At 63.3% G+C, this 14,946-nt stretch carries 18 protein-coding genes and 4 pseudogenes; 13 read left to right on the top strand and 9 right to left on the bottom strand.

Going from position 1 to position 14,946, the window contains the following annotated elements; genetic code table 11:
- Positions 1 to 112: 112 nt before the first annotated feature.
- Both JCM19049_RS02630 and JCM19049_RS02625 read left to right on the top strand, forming a co-directional pair.
- Positions 113 to 606 (top strand): annotated as a pseudogene (locus JCM19049_RS02630) (OsmC family protein).
- 2 nt (positions 607 to 608) lie between these two features.
- Positions 609 to 1,109, top strand: a complete 501-nt coding sequence (locus JCM19049_RS02625) for a globin (protein ID WP_054820715.1) — start codon at positions 609 to 611, stop codon at positions 1,107 to 1,109.
- A 104-nt stretch (positions 1,110 to 1,213) separates the two neighbouring features.
- On the opposite strand, the gene JCM19049_RS02620 is transcribed toward JCM19049_RS02625, so the two are convergent.
- The gene (locus JCM19049_RS02620; RefSeq protein WP_054820714.1) at positions 1,214 to 1,708 is read right to left on the bottom strand and encodes a hypothetical protein; all 495 of its coding nucleotides are present in this window, start codon (positions 1,706 to 1,708) and stop codon (positions 1,214 to 1,216) included.
- A 368-nt stretch (positions 1,709 to 2,076) separates the two neighbouring features.
- Here JCM19049_RS02620 and JCM19049_RS23080 point away from each other — a divergent pair, with 368 nt between their 5' ends.
- Both JCM19049_RS23080 and JCM19049_RS23075 read left to right on the top strand, forming a co-directional pair.
- Complete coding sequence (locus JCM19049_RS23080; protein WP_374700214.1) at positions 2,077 to 2,409, top strand: acyl-CoA thioesterase; 333 nt, start codon at positions 2,077 to 2,079, stop codon at positions 2,407 to 2,409.
- A pseudogene (locus JCM19049_RS23075) lies at positions 2,309 to 2,809 on the top strand (hypothetical protein); the annotation flags it as partial. The gene JCM19049_RS23080 and the pseudogene JCM19049_RS23075, both read left to right, overlap by 101 nt.
- A 254-nt stretch (positions 2,810 to 3,063) precedes the next feature.
- On the opposite strand, the gene JCM19049_RS02610 reads toward JCM19049_RS23075, so the two are convergent.
- Positions 3,064 to 3,573: a flavin reductase family protein gene (locus JCM19049_RS02610; RefSeq protein WP_054820713.1), complete on the bottom strand. Its 510-nt coding sequence runs from the start codon at positions 3,571 to 3,573 to the stop codon at positions 3,064 to 3,066.
- A gap of 137 nt (positions 3,574 to 3,710) precedes the next feature.
- Between JCM19049_RS02610 and JCM19049_RS22070 the strand changes: the two genes are divergently transcribed.
- Complete coding sequence (locus tag JCM19049_RS22070; RefSeq protein ID WP_306420643.1) at positions 3,711 to 3,881, top strand: MerR family DNA-binding transcriptional regulator; 171 nt, start codon at positions 3,711 to 3,713, stop codon at positions 3,879 to 3,881.
- Positions 3,878 to 4,069 (top strand): hypothetical protein, encoded by a 192-nt coding sequence (locus JCM19049_RS22065; protein ID WP_306420642.1) that lies wholly within the window; start codon positions 3,878 to 3,880, stop codon positions 4,067 to 4,069. Before JCM19049_RS22070 ends, JCM19049_RS22065 begins: the two co-directional genes overlap by 4 nt.
- Before the next feature lie 185 nt (positions 4,070 to 4,254).
- Here JCM19049_RS22065 and ettA read toward each other — a convergent pair.
- From ettA to JCM19049_RS18125, 6 genes and pseudogenes are all read right to left on the bottom strand, one after another.
- Positions 4,255 to 5,934: pseudogene (ettA, locus tag JCM19049_RS02600) on the bottom strand (energy-dependent translational throttle protein EttA).
- Between the two features lie 114 nt (positions 5,935 to 6,048).
- A complete protein-coding gene (locus JCM19049_RS02595; protein WP_054820712.1) occupies positions 6,049 to 6,522 on the bottom strand; it encodes a single-stranded DNA-binding protein in 474 nt (157 codons plus the stop codon).
- Between the two features lie 326 nt (positions 6,523 to 6,848).
- Positions 6,849 to 8,529 (bottom strand): annotated as a pseudogene (locus JCM19049_RS02585) (FAD-binding dehydrogenase).
- Between the two features lie 92 nt (positions 8,530 to 8,621).
- Positions 8,622 to 8,999, bottom strand: coding sequence for a CPBP family intramembrane metalloprotease (locus tag JCM19049_RS18130; RefSeq protein WP_279402309.1), 378 nt, complete (start codon positions 8,997 to 8,999; stop codon positions 8,622 to 8,624).
- Complete coding sequence (locus JCM19049_RS23070) at positions 8,957 to 9,067, bottom strand: hypothetical protein (protein ID WP_374700215.1); 111 nt, start codon at positions 9,065 to 9,067, stop codon at positions 8,957 to 8,959. Before JCM19049_RS23070 ends, JCM19049_RS18130 begins: the two co-directional genes overlap by 43 nt.
- Positions 9,037 to 9,309: a hypothetical protein gene (locus JCM19049_RS18125; protein WP_279402308.1), complete on the bottom strand. Its 273-nt coding sequence runs from the start codon at positions 9,307 to 9,309 to the stop codon at positions 9,037 to 9,039. Before JCM19049_RS18125 ends, JCM19049_RS23070 begins: the two co-directional genes overlap by 31 nt.
- Positions 9,310 to 10,269: 960 nt before the next feature.
- Here JCM19049_RS18125 and JCM19049_RS02570 point away from each other — a divergent pair.
- A complete protein-coding gene (locus tag JCM19049_RS02570; protein ID WP_054820710.1) occupies positions 10,270 to 10,671 on the top strand; it encodes a hypothetical protein in 402 nt (133 codons plus the stop codon).
- Complete coding sequence (locus JCM19049_RS02565) at positions 10,671 to 11,078, top strand: MFS transporter (RefSeq protein ID WP_054820709.1); 408 nt, start codon at positions 10,671 to 10,673, stop codon at positions 11,076 to 11,078. Before JCM19049_RS02570 ends, JCM19049_RS02565 begins: the two co-directional genes overlap by 1 nt.
- A 124-nt stretch (positions 11,079 to 11,202) precedes the next feature.
- Here JCM19049_RS02565 and JCM19049_RS02560 read toward each other — a convergent pair whose 3' ends face one another.
- Positions 11,203 to 11,649 (bottom strand): Lrp/AsnC family transcriptional regulator, encoded by a 447-nt coding sequence (locus JCM19049_RS02560; RefSeq protein WP_054820708.1) that lies wholly within the window; start codon positions 11,647 to 11,649, stop codon positions 11,203 to 11,205.
- A gap of 166 nt (positions 11,650 to 11,815) precedes the next feature.
- Here JCM19049_RS02560 and JCM19049_RS02555 point away from each other — a divergent pair, with 166 nt between their 5' ends.
- The 5 genes from JCM19049_RS02555 (at position 11,816) to JCM19049_RS02540 (ending at position 14,826) form a co-directional block, all read left to right on the top strand.
- Positions 11,816 to 12,289 (top strand): LysE family translocator, encoded by a 474-nt coding sequence (locus JCM19049_RS02555; protein ID WP_306420644.1) that lies wholly within the window; start codon positions 11,816 to 11,818, stop codon positions 12,287 to 12,289.
- Positions 12,290 to 12,330: 41 nt separating this feature from the next.
- The gene (locus tag JCM19049_RS18120) at positions 12,331 to 12,465 is read left to right on the top strand and encodes a hypothetical protein (protein ID WP_279402307.1); all 135 of its coding nucleotides are present in this window, start codon (positions 12,331 to 12,333) and stop codon (positions 12,463 to 12,465) included.
- Positions 12,466 to 12,702: 237 nt separating this feature from the next.
- On the top strand, positions 12,703 to 13,473 hold the full coding sequence (locus JCM19049_RS02550) for an energy-coupling factor ABC transporter ATP-binding protein (protein ID WP_138177754.1): 771 nt from the start codon (positions 12,703 to 12,705) through the stop codon (positions 13,471 to 13,473).
- A gap of 19 nt (positions 13,474 to 13,492) precedes the next feature.
- Positions 13,493 to 14,101, top strand: a complete 609-nt coding sequence (locus JCM19049_RS22060; protein ID WP_306420641.1) for an energy-coupling factor transporter transmembrane component T — start codon at positions 13,493 to 13,495, stop codon at positions 14,099 to 14,101.
- A gap of 290 nt (positions 14,102 to 14,391) precedes the next feature.
- Positions 14,392 to 14,826 (top strand): biotin transporter BioY, encoded by a 435-nt coding sequence (locus JCM19049_RS02540; RefSeq protein WP_279402306.1) that lies wholly within the window; start codon positions 14,392 to 14,394, stop codon positions 14,824 to 14,826.
- Positions 14,827 to 14,946: the final 120 nt, after the last annotated feature.

The following is a 14,946-nucleotide window of genomic DNA, read 5'->3' as shown; positions in this document are numbered from 1 at the left end:
CCGCGCCCTGCAGGCCCGGCAGGCCGACCAGGCCTGATCCCCCGGGTGACGCCCATGGCGTGGTCCACGGCCGCCGGCTGTGGACCACGCCATACCCGTTTGTGGGCGAACCATGGGAGAATCGGGCCATGGACCTTCGCGACACAACTACCAGATTTCCATGCGCTGGACTGGTAACCGCGGCGAAGGCACCACCGGGTACCGCAGCTACGGTCGCGAGCACATCATCAGCGCCGCCGGGCTGCCCGATATCGCCGGCACCGCGGATCCCACCTTCCACGGGGACGCGCAGCGCTGGAACCCGGAGCAGCTGCTGCTGGCGGCCCTGAGCCAGTGCCACATGCTCTCCTACCTGCACATGGCGGTCAAGCATTCGCTGGTGGTCACCAGCTACGCGGACCATGCCAGCGGCACCCTGAAACTGAACTACGACGCAGCGGGCAGTTCACGGAAGTCACCCTGCGCCCCGCGGTGGGGCTGCAGCATGAATCACAGCGCGAACTGGCCGATGCCCTGCACGCGCAGGCCAACAAGGTCTGCTTCATCGCCCGCTCGGTGAACTTCACCGTGCACCACGAACCAGTCATCCCCTCATCAGGAAAGTAGACATGAGCGAAGCCAACCCGTTGACGCCCCGCGTAGTGAACAACCCGTTCAACAACCCGGTGGTGACCGGCCCGTCGTCCCAGGAGTTCCTGGACCTGGCCACCGAGCCGGTCGACGCCGCCGAATACGGTGGAACCTTCTACGAGGAGGTCGGGGGCCGCCCGGTCTTCGCCGAGCTCACCCGGCTGTTCTACGCCTCGGTGGCAGAGGACGCGGACTTCCGGCGCATGTACCCCGAACAGGACCTGTACTCGGCGCAGATCCGCCTGCAGCTGTTCCTGGAACAGTACTGGGGCGGGCCCAAGACCTATTCGGAGCACCGCGGGCACCCGCGGCTGCGGATGCGCCACGTGCCATTCCACATCGACTCGCACTACCGCGACGTGTGGCTCGGGCACATGAACAAGGCCATCGACCAGTTGGAACTGCCGATGCTGCACGCCGAAACGCTGCGCGACTACTTCGAGCGCGCCGCACATTCGCTGGTGAACCAGCCCGACTGAGTCGCCACGGTCCGGCATCAACGGCACCAAACCCAAGGCCTGCAGCGAAGTGATCGCCGCAGGCCTTTGGCCTGCTCAGGCATTGCGGCTGGGAGCCTGAGCCCCTAGAGCAGGGAGTTGCTGCGCCGCACCAGCACGTGGCCGCGCGGACCGCTGACCCGCAGCCAGCTGCCGCTGCGGTAGACCGCAGTGGTGCCCGCCTCGGTGATGAAACCCAGCGAATGCATCGCAAACCCCGCCCCGAGGGGAAGCTGGAGGCCGCCGGGCAGGTTCGTCTCGGGCAACGGCGAGGACCAGATGCGCTGGCGCACCTGGGTGATGACCGGGGCTCCGGGGTTCTCCGGCAGCGCCTCGGTTACTGCGTTGATCCCGCTGCGCGCCGCTTCGGCCAGGTGCGCGTCGCTGATCTGGCCCACCGGTTCCCAGCCCGCGACCGGCACCTGGATGCCGGCCCACGCCGGGTTCTCCTCCACCGGGGGCAGGGTGAATGTCGTGGAGGTTTCACCCATGCGGGCCAGGCGGTCCTGGATGGAGGCCAGCGAGTAGCAGGCATTAAGCTGTCGCGGCGCGGCCAGGCGGTGCACCCGCATGCCCAGCACCGTAAAGTCCCCGCCGTCGACCGACCCTTGGCCAGCACCGGAACATAGACCGCCAGGGCGGTGCCCCGGGCGACGAACTGTGCCGCGTCATCCTCGATGCTCTTGGCCCGGCTCACAAAGCTGGCCAGGTCCTTCACGGCGGAAATGTCACCCAAAATCAACGCTTCACTTGACATGTTTTCATGCTCTCACGTTTCTGCGGACCCGAGCCCGGCGATGTGATGATTTAGGCATTTGGCGCGGAATCGGGCAATATCTACTCATAAACCGACTTGTGCCGACACACTGGAAGTTACTATTTCGTAAGGATACTCTTTTCCACAGATAGCCTCTGATTCGCACGCGCACCACACCGAGGAGTACACATCGTGGCTGATGACAGTCAGAACACCCAGACCCTGCTGAAGCTGTTGGATCTGAACGGGATGGAGGCGCGCACCGACGAGGACATCTTCGTCGGCCATACCCCGCACCAGTCCCGTCCACGGGTGTTCGGCGGACAGGTCTTGGGCCAATCGGTGATCGCCGCCACGCGCACCGTGCCGGAAGACCGGCAGATCCACTCCATGCACGGATACTTCCTGCGCCCGGGAGATACCCATGTGCCGATCACCTTCGGGGTCGAGCGGATGCGTGACGGGCGCTCCTTCTCGCTCGCCGTGTGCACGCCTACCAGAACGGCAAACCAATCCTGTCCATGATCGCCTCCTTCCAGGAACCGGCCGAGGGCCTGGAACACCACGACCCGATGCCGCAGGGAGTCCCGGACCCCGAGACCCTGCCGACCACGGCGGACCTGCTGGGCAAGATCAATCACCCGGTCGCCCGCGAGTGGGCCTTCGAGCGCCCCTTCGACATCCGCCACGTCACCGAGCCGATCTACTTCGGCCCCACCAGCGAACGGACCGCGGAGAGCGCGGTATGGCTGCGGACCACCGGCCGATGCCCGATGACCCGGCACTGCACCGCGCCGCCCTGGCCTACGTCAGCGACTACACACTGCTCGAACCTGTGCTGCGCCGCCACGGGATCGGCTGGACCCGGGAGGACATGAGCGTGGCGAGCCTCGATCACGCCATGTGGTGGCACCGGGACTTCCGGGTCGATGACTGGCTGCTGTACGTGCAGCGCTCCCCGTCCGCTTCCTCGGCCCGCGGTTGGGCACCGGCAGCATCTATGACCGTTCGGGCCTGCTGGTCGCCACCGTCGCCCAGGAGGGCATGGTGCGACTGCCCGAGGGCGAACTGGACTGAACCCGCGCCCCCACGGGAGGATCGGCGCGCACGAGCGCCGGCGTCCCCGCGTGGGTCACACTAATGGGCCCGGTGTTGACCGGGCCCATTTGCCGTTGGCGCCTACTTGCGCTGTCCCTGCTCCAGGTGCAGCGCGGTGGACAGCCCCAGGTAGCGGCGGTCCTGGTACAGCAGGTGTTGATCCGTCGGTCCGTGGAAGATGTCCAGGATCTCGGCGGCGATCAGCCGCGAACCGCCCACCTGCAGGGAGCTGTGCATGCGGGCGCGCATCGCGACCGGCGCCTGGTCGAAGTACGGTTCACCGTTCTCCAGGTACTGCCACTGCTGTTCGGAGCTGAAACGCTCCCCATCCGGGCGGGCGAACGCGTCGGCGACGCTGCTGTGCTGCTCGCCAAGCAGATGAATCATGAAGGTCGGCGACTGCAGCAGCGCCCCGGCCGAGCCCGAGGAACGGGTGAGGGAAAAGGACACGGCAACGGGGTCGATCGACAACGAGGCCAGGCTGGAAATTGTCAGCCCCACGGGCCGTCCATGCGGGTTCGCTGTTACCAGGGCCACTCCCGCTGGATGGGAACGGAACGCCGCACGGAAATCGTCAGCCAGGCTGCTCATGGATCGCTGCTCTCAATTCTTTGAAACCTCATCTTGTCGGCCATCCTAGACCACGGGAATGGGATGGCCGCCTGTCATGAACGATCCTAGAACCTCAAGTAGACTTGAGGTCAACGCGAAAGGTTCGGAGGTGCCCAATGTCACACTCGTCACGCCAGGAGGCCACGGCCGCCGATGAGCTGCTGACCATCGGGCAGGTGAGCGAGCGCACCGGCGTCGCCCGTTCTGCGCTTCACTACTATGAGCAGCTCGGCCTGGTTGTTCCCTGCGCACCGCCGGGAACCAACGGCGCTATCCCCGGCACATGATTCGGCGCATTACCCTGATCTCCGTCGGAAGGAACCTGGGGATCGCGCTGGAGGACATTGCCCGTGCCCTGGAGCCGGTTCCCTGGATCGCCGCCCGAGCGAAGTCGATTGGCAGCGCGCCTCCCAGGCCTGGGTCAAAATCCTGGAACAGCGCCGCCGCGCCATCGAAGAACTGGAAACAAGGCTGACCGGTGCATCGGCTGCGGCTGTTTGTCCATGCAGGCCTGCCAGCTGCTGAATCCACAAGACGAGCTGGCCACCGAGGGCGTGGGGCCACGTCGGCTGGCCGCCCAGGAGCCCGGCGTCTGCGATTAACGCGATCCGCCCGCCACCCTTTGATAGGGCGGCGGGCGGTACAACCAATCGGAGAAGATCAGTCGCGGGTCAGGCGGCGGTGGGTGACGCGGTGCGGCTTCGCGGCATCCGGGCCCAGGCGGTCGACCTTGTTCTTCTCGTAGGAATCGAAGTTGCCCTCGAACCAGTACCAGTTCGCGGGATCCTCTTCGGTGCCCTCGTAGGCCAGGATGTGGGTGGCCACGCGGTCCAGGAACCAACGGTCGTGGGAGACGACCACGGCACAACCGGGGAAGTCCAGCAACGCGTTTTCCAGGGAGGACAGGGTCTCAACGTCCAGGTCGTTGGTCGGCTCGTCAAGCAGCAACAGGTTTCCGCCCTGCTTGAGGGTCAGCGCCAGGTTCAGGCGGTTACGCTCACCACCGGAGAGCACCCCGGCCTTCTTCTGCTGGTCCGGGCCCTTGAAGCCGAAGGCGGAGACGTAGGCACGCGAGGGCATTTCGACCTGACCGACCTGAATGTAGTCCAGGCCATCCGAAACCACTTCCCACAGCGACTTTTCGGGGTCGATGTTCTCACGGTTCTGGTCCACGTAGGAGATCTTGACGCTGTCGCCAATCTTCAGCGTTCCGCCGTCCAGCTCCTCCAGACCAACAATGGTCTTGAACAGGGTCGACTTGCCAACGCCGTTGGGGCCGATCACGCCAACGATGCCGTTTCGGGGCAGGTTGAAGGACAGCCCGTCGATCAGCACGCGGTCGCCGAAGCCCTTCTTCAGGTCCTGGGCCTCGATCACCAGCTGGCCCAGACGGGGGCCCGGTGGGATCTGGATTTCTTCGAAGTCAAGCTTGCGGGTGCGCTCGGCTTCCGCGGCCATTTCCTCATAGCGAGCCAGACGTGCCTTCGACTTGGTCTGACGGCCCTTGGCGTTGGAGCGGACCCAGTCGAGTTCCTCGGCCAGGCGCTTGGCCAGCTTCGCATCCTTCTTGCCCTGAACGGCCAGACGCTCACGCTTCTTCTCCAGGTAAGTGGAGTAGTTGCCTCGTAGGGGTGCAGACGACCACGGTCAACTTCACAGATCCATTCGGCAACGTGATCCAGGAAGTAGCGGTCGTGGGTAACCGCCAAGACGGCACCCGGGTAGGAGGCCAAGTGCTGCTCAAGCCACAGCACCGATTCGGCATCCAAGTGGTTAGTCGGCTCATCGAGCAGCAGCAGGTCGGGCTTCTGCAGAAGCAGCTTGCACAGGGCCACGCGGCGGCGTTCACCCCCGGAAAGGTGGGTTACCGGCTCGTCGCCCGGAGGGCAGCGCAGCGCGTCCATGGCCTGCTCCAGCTGGGAATCAATATCCCATGCATCGGCAGCATCAATCGCTTCCTGCAGCTTTCCCATTTCCTCAAGAAGTGCGTCAAAGTCGGCGCCCTCCTGGGACATCTCCTCGGAGATCTGGTTGAAGCGCTGGATCTTCTCGTAGATCTCACCGACGCTTCCTGGACGTTGCCAGGACGGTCTTCTCTTCGTTCAGTGGTGGTTCCTGCAACAGGATGCCCACCGAGTAGCCTGGCGAAAGACGTGCTTCGCCGTTGGACGGGGTATCGATCCCGGCCATAATCTTCAGAATTGTCGACTTACCAGCACCGTTAGGACCCACAACGCCGATCTTGGCGCCCGGGAAAAACGACATGCTGACATCGTCAAGAATGACTTTGTCACCAACGGCCTTGCGGGCCTTGGTCATCGTATAAATGAATTCCGCCATGCTCTTAAGGCTAGTCGCTACCCAGCCCCATTTCCGAATTACCGCGTCACCAATTGGCGCGGGCGGTGCGCAGGGTCACAGGAAGGTTCTGCGCACCGCCTCGGGGAAGCGAAATCACGCGGCATCCGGGTGTTCTTCGGGCCAGTGAGTGACCGTGGGACCCTCAGGGTTCGCCCTCGTGTCCGGTTGACTGCCCCGGTGGCTGACGCGCTCCTTCTCACCGCCTTCAAAGCGCACGCGGTTGAAGCTTGAGGTACCGAACCTCAGGTCGTGTCCGACCGCATAGGCTTCGACATCGGCGCTGGTTCCCTGCGTGCCGTCAGTGCGCTCGAACTGCCGGATCTGCAGTTTGCCGAAGATGATCACCCGGTCCCCACGCTGCAGGCTTTCCATCGCGTTCTCCCCCAGCGCGCGGAAGCATGAGACCGAAAACCAGTTGGTTCCCGCATCGCTCCATTCCCCGGTTTCCGGATCACGCTTCCGTTCGTGGGTAGCCGCACGGAATTTCAAAATGGTGGTTCCTTGGGGTGTGATGCTCAGCTGCGGTTCGGTACCGACCACGGCACGGATGGTTACTAGATCACTCATGGATCAACACTCCTTCGTTGGCTTCGTTCCCGGATTCCCTTACCCGGTCGTGCCACCATGTCTCAGTCATCGATCCGGCGCTGGTGGCGTCGAGCGCTTTGTGGATAGTCGAGGCGGAGGTTGTTTCGTCTTGTCGGGAGCCAATGGGCTAAACTATTTTCGGTCAAGCTCCATAGCTCAGCTGGATAGAGCAAGAGCCTTCTAATCTCTAGGTCGCAGGTTCGAATCCTGCTGGGGGCGCATCTCACCGAAACCGCCGTCACCTGGATTCCAGGTGACGGCGGTGTTGTTTGAAGCTTCGCATTCAGATCATTGGGGTCAAGCCACTAGGACAGTGCGTTGGACAGCGCTCGGCCGGCCTGCAAACCGGAGAACAAGCAGCCACCCAAGAATGTTCCTTCCAATGCGTTATACCCATGCAGGCCTCCCCCGCCGAAGCCGGCCACTTCCCCGGCCGCATAGAGCCCGGTACGGGCGTTCCGTCGTTGGCCAACACGCGACCGTCAAGGTCAGTTTGGATCCCACCCAGGGTTTTGCGGGTGATGACTCGAAGCCGCACGGCGATTAGTGGACCGGCCTTGGGGTCCAAGATCCGGTGCACCTTCACGGCGCGGGTTGCCCGATCCCCGAGGTAGCGGCGTGCGTTGTGGATGCTCTGGATCTGCTGATCCTTGCCGAAGCGATTGCGTGTCTGCAGATCCCGGGCTTCCACTTGCCGGCGCACAAGTGCATGGTCGATGGGGGTTTGCGGTTCCAGCCGGTTCATCTTCCACTAGCTGTTCCAGGGTGCGGGCAACAATGAAATCCTCGCCGTGCTCCAGAAAGGCCTGGATGGGCGCCGGAGCACCACGTGCGAAAAGCCTGTCCATCACCACTCGTCGCTGATCCCCGCTGGTCAGATCCGGGTTCTGTTCTGATCCGGAAAGCGCGAACTCCTTGGCGATGATGCGCTGGTTCAAGATAAACCAGGAGTGATCGTAGCTGTCGATTCCAGGATCCGTGCGAAGGTGCTGAAGGGTACCCATGGTGTCGTGACCGGGCAGGCACGGTGCTTCCATCCGGCGTCCCAGCGCGTCGAGCCACAGGGACGAGGGACCGGGCAGTATTCGAATGCCGTGCCCGGGCCACACGGGATCCCAGTTCTTGATGCCCTCGGTGTAGTGCCACATCCGATCACGATTAACGATTCGGGCTCCGGCGGCCTCCGCCACCTGCAGGCCACTGCCGTCAACGTAGCTGGGCACCCCGGTGAGCATGTGCCGCGGCGCCCGCCCCAGCCGTTCAGGCAATGCTTGCGGATCAGGTCATGGTTGGCCCCGATCCCTCCAGTGGCGATGAGCACTGCCTCGGCCTGAATTCGAATTCCGCGAGGACTTCACGTGAGGAGCTGACACCTCGCGCTGCACGGTCTTCCCTTAAGACCTGCCCACGCGCTCCGGTAACCGCTCCGTGCGTGGATACCAGCTCGGTAACTTCGTGCCGCCCACGGAACACGAGTTTCCCTTTGTCACGAGCGCGCAGAACCTTCTCGGCAAATGGTGTCGAAACGCCGGTTCCGGTCCCCCAGGAAACGTGAAACCGCGGGACGGAGTTCCCATGCCCCTCGGCCCTCCCGTCGCCTCGCTCTGCCCACCCGACAATGGGAGTCAGCTCGATGCCTTGGCGGCGTATCCATTCCCGCTTCTCACCGGCAGCGAATTCCACATACGCCCTGGCCCACTGCTCGGCCCATTTGTCTTCATCGTCAAGACGGTCAAATTGGGCACTCGACGTCCAATCGCTCCAGGCAAGATCCAGCGAATCCCTGATTCCGAGCCGACGCTGTTCGGGCGAGTCAACCAGAAACAACCCGCCGAACGACCAGTGCGCCTGGCCTCCCAGGTTCGCCTCGTTTTCCTGATCAAGGATGAGGACCCGCAAACCCGCCTCGACCGCTTCACAGGCGGCCACGAGCCCGGAAAGGCCAGCACCAATGATCAGCAGGTCCGCATGCTCTGTCTGGTGCACGGTATTGACACCTTTCCCCGATTGGCCGCGCCGCGGCGGCTTTCCTCGACCCTACTGGGTAGTTCTCCTCGTGAGAAGGGTGTGGATCAGTACTAGTCGGCCACTTTGGCAGCGGAGGCCGCGACCTGTTCGGCGTCCAGCATCGACTCGGTGCCGCGCCCGGTAGTGCGGGTGTGTGAGCGGAAAGCTCCACAGAGGATCATGAGCCCGATGACCACGGCCGGAAGAATCCAACCGGTCCACCCGGAGATGGTCATGCTGGTGGGGTCAAGGAATCCACCGAATGCCAGGAAAAGCACGCCGAAACCGACGCTGGCGTTGAACACTCCATGAGCCAGCGCTGCTGGCCACACCGAATTGCTGTACAGGCGCAGCCAGCCCAGCAGCGCACCGAAGACGATGCACATTCCGGACATGCAGGCGATCGCTACCGGCCCCGAGGAGTACGGGTAGTTGTACCCCAGCAGCAACAGGGTGCATGCCAGACGCCCCAAACCACCCCGGAGATCAGAATCGCCGGAACGGACCCCAGGCGCAGCAGCCGTGGAAAGAGCCACCCGCGCCACCCGATTTCCTCCCCCAGCGCCGGTATCGCGTTGAGGAATCCTCCATCACCGCAAAGCCCAGTTGGGTCCAGAGGAATTCGCTCGCGCCAGTGCGTCCGGCCAGAATTCGCACCGTCGTCAGGTGCTCGAAATCTGCCGGGTAGACACCCAGCAGGTCACCGACGAACAACGCCTGGAAGATTAGCGCCAGCGGGATCACGATGGCCAGCAGCACGCCGAAGAGAAAGCGGCCCAGGGACGGACGGGCCACAATCCCACGTTCCTCGCAAAGCCGCGCAGGCGTCGCTGAAAGGCGCTGACAATCACTGCCGCCACGGCCGGAGTCCACATCATGACGACCGCGATCCAGGTGAACTGCGGGTGCTGCAGCCCCGGCCCCAGCCAGAGCGGAAGCGCAACGAGCCAGGCCAGCCCCATGCTAAGAACGACATACCAGAGCACGGGAACAAGCCAGTGTACTTGACGCTGCTTCATTTCATCTCACTTAGACAGGGGCACGAGTTCGATCTTGCACCTAGTCAACCAGATTCGGAAGCAGCAAGGAGCAACGCCACTGAAACCACGGCGCCAATCCCTGCGCTGTGCGTGCGCGCCGGAGCGCTCGTCCCGCGAAGCGAATGGATTCCATTACCCCCGCCTTCGCGTCGGTAGAGGACGCGCGCCTGCCGCGCATGCCAGAGTGCGGCAGGAGCCGCGGCTCTTTCTCGCGACCAACCACTTCGAAAAGTGATTCATATAACACCAGCGTGAGGAAATTGCGAAGTGGAGCCGTGAGCTGGGTTTGCCGCACCTCAAACATTGCCCAATTGTTGGTCTTCCCGGGAGCCGTCTGTTGATACATCAGCAATTGAGGGGATAAAATCAAAGTACTGTAGATATTTGGAGGTTTCTCTCATGGCCATCGCCGCCAAGCCAGCCAGCCGGTTTACCGGCGAACGCCTGGGCATCAGCCTGGTGTTCTTTTTGGCCGGGCTTTGGTATGCCTCCTGGGTGGGCCGACTATCGGTCATCGGCGATGTTTTTGACTTCTCCAGCAGTGGGCTCGGCGCATTCCTGGCGTGCCTGACGGCCGGCTCGCTCGTAGGGCTATCGGTCGCCCCGATGCTGATTCGCCGTTTTTCGATCCGGAACCTTTTGTTCTACCTTCCTGGCGCTGGCGATCGGCCTGTTGCTCATGGGGCTGTCCATTTCCACCTTCGTCGAACCGGTTCTTGCCTACGTCGTGCTGTTGGGCAGCGGAATCATCTTCGGAACTTTGGACGTGGCCATGAACGTCTACGGCGGAGGCGTCGAACGCCGTCAGGGACACAGCATCCTGCCCTCACTACACGGATTTTTCAGTCTTGGAACCCTGCTCGGCGCCGGTGCCGCCACCGCCACTATTAGTCTGCAGTGGCCAAGCCTCTGGCATTTCAGCGTCATCTCGCTGATTATCGCGGCACTGGCGGTCTGGTCCACAACCCTGGTCGCGGATGAGACCCCGACTCCCGCGCCCACGCCGGTCACCGAAGAATCCTGGTCTTCCAACGCGGCAAGCGGAAGATACACGCGATACACGCTGCTGCTGTTGGGCTGATGGTAGCCGGCCTGAGCTTCACTGAAGGAGCGGCCAACGACTGGCTGGCGGTCGCCACCAATACCGGCCACGGGTTCTCCCACTCCCTCGGCGCGCTGGTCTTCACCCTCTTTGTCGCGGCGATGACCCTGGGGCGCTTCACCGGCGGTCAGATCGTGGACCGCCTGGGTTCGGTGCGGGCTCTGCTGCTCATGGGCGGCATCGGGCTGTTCGGCGTGGCGTTGTTCATCGCCGGAGACAGCGCATGGAGCATCGGGATGGGCGCGCTCTTCTGGGGACTGGGCAGTTCACTGGGCTTCCCGGTGGGAATGTCCATCGCCGCCTCGCATTCCAAGCACCTGGGCCCCGGGCGGTCAGCATCGTCAGCGGCTTCGGCTACGGGGCGATGCTCAGCGGTCCGCCACTAATCGGGCTGCTCGGTGACCACATCGGCATCCTGCCGGCCCTGTGGCTCCCGGCGCTGGTGATGCTCGGCTCCCTGCTGCTCACCCCAATCGTCGGCAAACCTGAGCGGCGAGAAGCGAAAAAAGGTTATACCGGCAGCAGAGCCCGGTCCTTGATATTGCGCATGACAATGGTGCTGGTCAGCTTCTCCACTCCGGGAAGTTCGACCAGCACGTCGTCATAGAGTTGCTGATAGCTGGGAAGGTCAGCGGCATAAACCCGTAAGAGGAAATCCGGTTCCCCAAAGAGCCGCTGCGCTTCGACGATGAAATCCACTTCCTCCACGGCGGCTTCAAACTGCTTCATCTCCGAACGGTTCTTCAGCGTCACGAAGACCAGCGCCTCAAACCCCAGCCCCACCAACTTCGCGTCGACCACCGCCTGGTAGCCGCTGATAACTCCGCTTCGCTCCAGCTCCCTGATGCGTCGATGACACGGCGCCACGGTGAGGCCAACTTTTTCAGCCAGCGCGGTGGCGCTGAGCCTGCCGTCCCTCTGAAGCTCTGCGAGGATGGCCCGATCCAGCTGATCCATGCCGGTTTTCCTTCCTATGCGCAAATAAATTCTCAATTTCAACCTGCTTCACCTATTATCTTGCGCTAGGAGCGGGTAAAGGGAGAAACTTCGCAAGCACATTTCGGCGTTTTTTGCCTAGCGTTGAGGCAGAACGACCGAACGGAGAAACTCATGGACCTCGCTCCTGGCAGGCTTTGCGCTTGTCTCGCTCACCCTGGCGTGCACCCCGGGAGCCGATTGGGCCTACATCATCTCCTCGGCGATCTCCCGTCGCTCCTTCGTTCCGGCCGTGATCGGCCTGCTGGTGGGGTACCTGTTTCACACCGCACTGGTGGCAGCCGGGATCGCGGCGCTGGTGGCAGGATCCCCGCAACTACTCAGCTGGCTGACCGCCATCGGGGCGCTTTACCTGTTCTGGCTGGGGATCAGCACCCTGCGCAATTGGAAGTCGGCCGCATTCCATGACGGACCACTGGAGGAAATCGAAGCAGAAGACCGCCTCGAAATGGCTGATGCTTCCGCACCGCAGCCAACATCCGGGACCCTGACCATGATTCGCAAACCAAAGTTGCGCCGTGCCACCCCGCGCGCCGATTTTGCCAAGGGCCTGCTGACCAGCGCGACGAACCCCAAGGCCCTATTGCTGTACGTTGCCTGATCCCGCAGTTCATCACCGAGGCCGCCGCGTGGCCACTGGCGTTGCAGACCACGCTACTGGGACTGCTGCACTTCACGGTGTCCATTGGCGTGTACTTCGCGGTGGCACTCGGAGCGCGCATCCTGTTGCGCAGTCGGCCACTGGCCGCCCGTGTCGTGACCGTCCTAAGTGGCTGATCATGATCTGCCTGTCCATTGGACTGATCTTCGAGCAGATCCTGCTGAAGTAGGCCCGACCGCAGATTTGTTGCAGCATCCGCCTCCAGTAGGCGCCGGGGCTTTCGGTCGACTTGCAGCCATAACGTGACGATTCTTGAACACTGATCAAGACAATTGAACAGTGATCAAGTATGCTCTTGCTTGACGGTTCCACGGAACCGGGCACAACCGCCGCAGGACCTCAGGAAGAATCGCATGACACAGCCCCGCACCACCCCGATTCCACGCGAACTCCACTTTCAGGGTACGCCGGGGCAGGACCAGCTTTCCGCACTCCCCCAGATCCCGCAGCTGAGCATCGACCACGTGTCCGTGCAGCGGGCAGGCACACTGGTGTTGGATGACATCAACCTGACCCTCAACGAATCTCGCATTGGGGTAATTGGTCCGAACGGCGCGGGCAAGTCCACACTGGTGCGCCTGCTCAACGGCCTGGTTCTGCCCAGCACCGGTACCGTGCGGGTGGGCGAACTGAGCACCACCCGGGACGCGAAGAAGGTGCGACGCGATGTCGGGTTCGTGTTCCAGAACCCGGCCAACCAGATCATCATGCCCCTGGTCGAGGACGACATCGCCTTTGGCCTGAAGAACCTGCGCCTGCCGGCCAGCCAACGCCGCGAACGAGTCAGCGCCACCTTGCATGAACTGGGGATCAGCCACCTGGCGCACCGCGAAAGCCACACGCTCTCCGGGGGTGAACAACAGATGGTGGCGCTGGCCGCCGTCCTGGCCATGGACCCGAAGGTCATCGTCTTCGATGAACCCACCACGATGCTGGATCTGCGCAACCGCCTGCGATTCCAGCGGGAGATCGCGCGGCTGCCGCAACGCTGCCTGGTGGTCACCCACGATCTGGAGCTGCTCGAGGACTTCGACCGGGTGCTCGTGGTCACCGACGGCGGCATCGGCTTCGATGGCCCCCCGTCCGCAGCGGTGCAGTACTACCGCGACTGGAGCGCCCAATGATAACGGCCCACAATGACTCATGGCTTGGCCAGGTGCCGGCCGGAGCGAAATTCCTGGTGCTGCTTCTGGTGAGTATCGGCCTCTACCTGATCCCCAGCTGGCACGTCTTGGCGGCCGCCTGGTCGTGGCGGTATTCCTGATGCTCTCCGCCGGGTGCGTTGCGCAGCCTGAGACTGCCGCTAATCACCCTGGTGGTCATCGTGGGGCTGGTCTTTGTGGTGATGGGGCTGCAGACCGACTGGAACCAGGCAGCGGTGGCGGCTCTGCGCCTGCTCACATTATGCGTCTGCGCCTATACGTCAGTCTCACCACCACGTTCGACCAAATGCTCGAACTGTTCCAGCGCATTGTGGCGCCGCTGCGCCACGTCGGCGCGAATCCGGCGCAGATCGCCCTCGGGTTGGCCCTGGCCATCCGCTTCATCCCCGAACTCAAGCGCATTTACCTCGAAGTACGCGAGGCACAGCACGCCCGCGGACTGGGCAACAACCCGTTGGCCGTCTCGGTCCCACTGGTCATCCGGGCCCTGCGGGTTGCCGATGAGACCGCCGAAGCCCTCGACGCCCGCGGCTACGACAGCGTCGAGGCGGGCCAGCAGGCCCGAACTCGCCCACAACGCCACGCATAGCCGGCCCGGACCACACCGGCCGGGCCTTGCTCGGGAACCAGAAATTCAGACTCTTCCCATCCACCCTTGATCCAGGAAGCAACAATGAACCGCACTCCTTCAGTCAGAGACTCCGCCAACGGCAGCTCGGCGCGCCCGTCGAACCTGCCGGAAAACCCTGGCCGTTCCAACGCCACCAGGGACACCGTTCTGGTGGCCGTGTTCGCGGCCTGATCGCCGCGATGGGCCTAGTACCGCCAATCACCTTGGGTGTGATCCCCGTTCCGATCACACTGCAGACCCTGGGTGTCATGCTTGCCGGAGCCCTGCTGGGCCCCTGGCGCGGCATGCTGGCCAACCTCACCCTGGTGGCATTGGTGGCCGCGGGGCTTCCGCTGTTGGCCGGCGGCCGTGGAGGGTTGGGCGCCTTCGCCGGTCCGACCGGCGGCTACCTGCTGGGCTGGGTTCTCGGTTCGCTGCTGATTGGCCTGTTGTTCAAGTACTGGGTGCTGCGGTGCCACAGCAAGGGCGCACAGCTGGCCGCTGGACTGGTGTCCACCATCATTGGCGGCATCCTGGCGATCTACGCCTGCGGCATCCCCTGGACCACCATGGTCACCGGCATCCCGATGGGCACCTCGGCCCTGGGCTCGCTTGGCTTCCTGCCCGGTGACCTCTTCAAGGCCGTCCTGACCACCGTGGTGGCCGTGACCGTGCACCGCAGCTACTCCGGACTGATGAAGTAGCACCCATGGATCTGGCCGCCACTCTTTATCAACGTGCTCTAACGGCTCCGCAACAGCCGGCACTGATCGGCACCGAACGGACCCTGAGCTACGCCCGGCTCTACGCCGCGGCCAGCCGGG

Source organism: Arthrobacter sp. JCM 19049, from assembly GCF_001310435.1.
Note: the sequence above shows the minus strand (reverse complement) of the source record. Positions and strands in the feature narration are given on the sequence as shown.